Below are 2,660 nucleotides of genomic sequence, written 5' to 3'. Positions count from 1 at the left end.
AGGCGGGCAGCATCGCGTACTCGGCCGTCACCCAGCCCAGGCCCGAGCCCTTGCGCCAACGCGGCACCCCCTCCGAGGCTGACGCCGAGCACAGCACCTTGGTGCCGCCGAACTCGATGAGCACCGAGCCGGCCGCGTGGTCGAGCCAGTTGCGGGTGATGGTGATCGGGCGGAGCTGGTCGTCCGAGCGACCGTCGACACGAGCGGGGGCAGGCTGATTCGTCATGTCCCGAACCCTAGTGAGTCCACAAATGCCAGCCGGGTCCGGTCATCACACTGGAAGACCGGCCCCGGCTGGAGATGGCCCCCTCCCCCGCGGGGGGCCAGACAGTGGGAGCTACTTGAGCTCGGCCCTCGTCACTCGGCGCAGGCCGAGGGCGAACGGCAGCACGACCCAGACCAGGACCGTGACGATCACCTGCATCAAGGTGGTGGCGGACGTCTCGACGGCGTCCTGGCTCTGGCCCATGTACGGCGCCATCGCGAAGCCGAGGTCGATCCACGGGATGACGTCCTTGGCCCAGTCGAAGATGGCGTAGAGCGTGCCGTAGACCATGAACGGCAGCAGCATGGCGACGATGTAGTAGATGGCGATCGAGGCCGGCGTGCTCAAGAAGACCAGGCCGAAGGCGAAGGCCATCGTGAAGTAGGCCAGCTGGTTGACGATCGTCCAGATGAACGTCCCGGCCTCGATGTTCCAGACCGGGTCGTTGCCGGTGATCGCAGCGGAGATCAGCGTGCCGATGGCGCCGACGATGACCGCGAGCACGATGGTGGCCAGGGCCAGGACCAGGACGGTGACGAACTTGGCCCACACCACGCGCATGCGGTGCGGCTCGAGGGTGAAGGTCACCAGGCCCGTGCGCTGGCTCCACTCGCTGGTGATGCTGGTGATGGCCAGCACGGGGACGAGCAGCGACACCGGGATTGTCATGATCTGGGAGAACTCAGTGGCCGACAGGCTGACGTCGTCGTTGAGCGCCACGACGAGCAACGTGATGCCCAGAGCCAGCACGAGGAGTCCGCCGGTGACGGCGAGCAGCCAGAAGCCGGCACGGGTGTCATACATCTTGCGCAGCTCGACCGAGACGAGGCGCCGGAAGGGCACCCGCGGGGTCGAGGAGACGTCGATCGTGGGTGTGGGGTCTGCAGCGACGGCGGTCATGGCGCGACTCCTTGGCTGGTGACGCTGTCTCGTTGGGTGTCAGCGGTGAGCTCGAGGAACAGGTTCTCCAGTCCGCCCTCGGCGGGTCGGAGGTCGGTCAGCACGATCTGCTTGTCGGCCGCGACCTGGCCCACGTGCACCGGGTCGGTCTCGACGCGGAGGCCGTCACCGGCCGCCGAGACGGCGAAGCCGGAGGCCTCGAGCGCCATCGCGAGTGACGAGAGGTCCAGCGCGGTGACGTGGGTGGCCCCGCCCGCGCGGCCGGCCAGCAGCTCCTGCTTGGTGCCGCTCGCCACGATCTGGCCGTTGCCGATCAGGATCATCTCGTCGGCGATCAGCTCCACCTCGTTGAGCAGGTGGCTGGAGAGCAGCACCGTGCCGCCCCGGTCGGCGTAGTCCTTCAGCAGTCCACGCATCCACCGGATGCCGGCAGGGTCGAGGCCGTTGGCGGGCTCGTCGAGGATCAGCACCGACGGGTCCCCGAGCAGCGCGTGCGCGATGCCGAGGCGCTGACGCATGCCGAGGGAGTAGTTGCGGATCCGGCGCGTCGACTCGGTTTCGGACAGGCTCACCAGCGCGAGCATCTCGTCGACCCGCGAGGTGGGCAGCCCCATCTGCTTGGCGCCGAGCGCGAGGATCTCGCGCCCGGTGCGACCGGCGTGCTGGGCCGAGGCATCGAGGAGCACGCCGACGTACCGGCCGGGGTTGGGGATGTCGCGGTAGTAGTGGCCACCGATCTTGACCTCGCCCGCCGTTGGCGGCGTCAGGCCGACCATCACCCGCATCGTGGTCGTCTTGCCGGCGCCGTTGGGACCGAGGAAGCCGGTGACGCGACCAGGGCGGCAGGTGAACGTCACGTCCTGCACGGCGGTGAAGTCGCCGTACTTCTTGGTCAGGGAGCTCACGCGGATCATGTGCACCACACTGAGGGGTGCGCGAACTCCGGGCATCGGTCGCAGGGCTGGTCCCTGCCCCTACCTAAGTAGGGGGGTCTCCTGCGCCTAGCCTTGCCCCATGGACGGTCCCCCTGAGCGCCCTCGTGCCGAGGAGACCAGACCCGAGCTGACGTTCACGGCGCACGCGTGGCGGCTGGCGGTCTGTCTCGTCTTCGGCCTCGTCGTCTGGTCGCAGGCGGTGGAGCGGGAATGGACCGACCACCGGACGATCTTCTGGTTCGAGATCATCCTGGGGGCGATCGCCTTCGTCCTGGTGGTGTTCCGCCGGCGGGCGCCGGTCGCCGTCGCCGCCACGATCGCCTGCCTGAGCGCGTTCTCGGGCATCGCGTCCGGCCCGGCGACGCTCAGCGCCATCTCCATGGCCACGCTGCGCCGGCCGCTGCCGATCATCGGCATCGGCCTGCTCAACTTCGTCTGCGCCATGACCTACACGCTCTACGCGCCCTTCGTGCTGGCCGGACCCATCTGGGTCTCCGTCGTCATCAACCTCGTGGTCAACACCGCGATGATGGGCTGGGGCATGTATCTCGGCTCGCGCC

General features: G+C 68.6%; 2 protein-coding genes and 2 pseudogenes. 1 reads left to right on the top strand and 3 read right to left on the bottom strand.

Going from position 1 to position 2,660, the window contains the following annotated elements:
* The 3 genes and pseudogenes from rph to RMO85_RS07245 all read right to left on the bottom strand — a co-directional run.
* Positions 1–226 (bottom strand): annotated as a pseudogene (gene rph / locus RMO85_RS07255) (ribonuclease PH); the annotation flags it as partial.
* A gap of 111 nt (positions 227–337) precedes the next feature.
* Positions 338–1,165, bottom strand: a complete 828-nt coding sequence (locus RMO85_RS07250; RefSeq protein WP_310528035.1) for an ABC transporter permease subunit — start codon at positions 1,163–1,165, stop codon at positions 338–340.
* Entirely contained in the window at positions 1,162–2,079 is a 918-nt protein-coding gene (locus RMO85_RS07245) for an ATP-binding cassette domain-containing protein (RefSeq protein ID WP_310528034.1), read from the bottom strand. The genes RMO85_RS07250 and RMO85_RS07245 overlap by 4 nt, the downstream gene beginning before the upstream one ends.
* A 100-nt stretch (positions 2,080–2,179) precedes the next feature.
* Here RMO85_RS07245 and RMO85_RS07240 point away from each other — a divergent pair.
* Positions 2,180–2,660 (top strand): annotated as a pseudogene (locus RMO85_RS07240) (histidine kinase); the annotation flags it as partial.

It is taken from the genome of Nocardioides sp. (assembly GCF_031422975.1).
Classification (GTDB): Bacteria; Actinomycetota; Actinomycetes; order Propionibacteriales; family Nocardioidaceae; genus Nocardioides.
The sequence above is the reverse complement of the archived record's forward strand: the minus strand, read 5'-3'. Positions and strand labels throughout refer to the sequence as shown.

Excerpts from the sequence above, each read along its gene's own strand:
- RMO85_RS07245 (WP_310528034.1), bottom strand. The coding sequence starts at position 2,079 with ATGATCCGCGTGAGCTCCCTGACCAAGAAGTACGGCGACTTCACCGCC.
- RMO85_RS07250 (WP_310528035.1), bottom strand. The coding sequence starts at position 1,165 with ATGACCGCCGTCGCTGCAGACCCCACACCCACGATCGACGTCTCCTCG.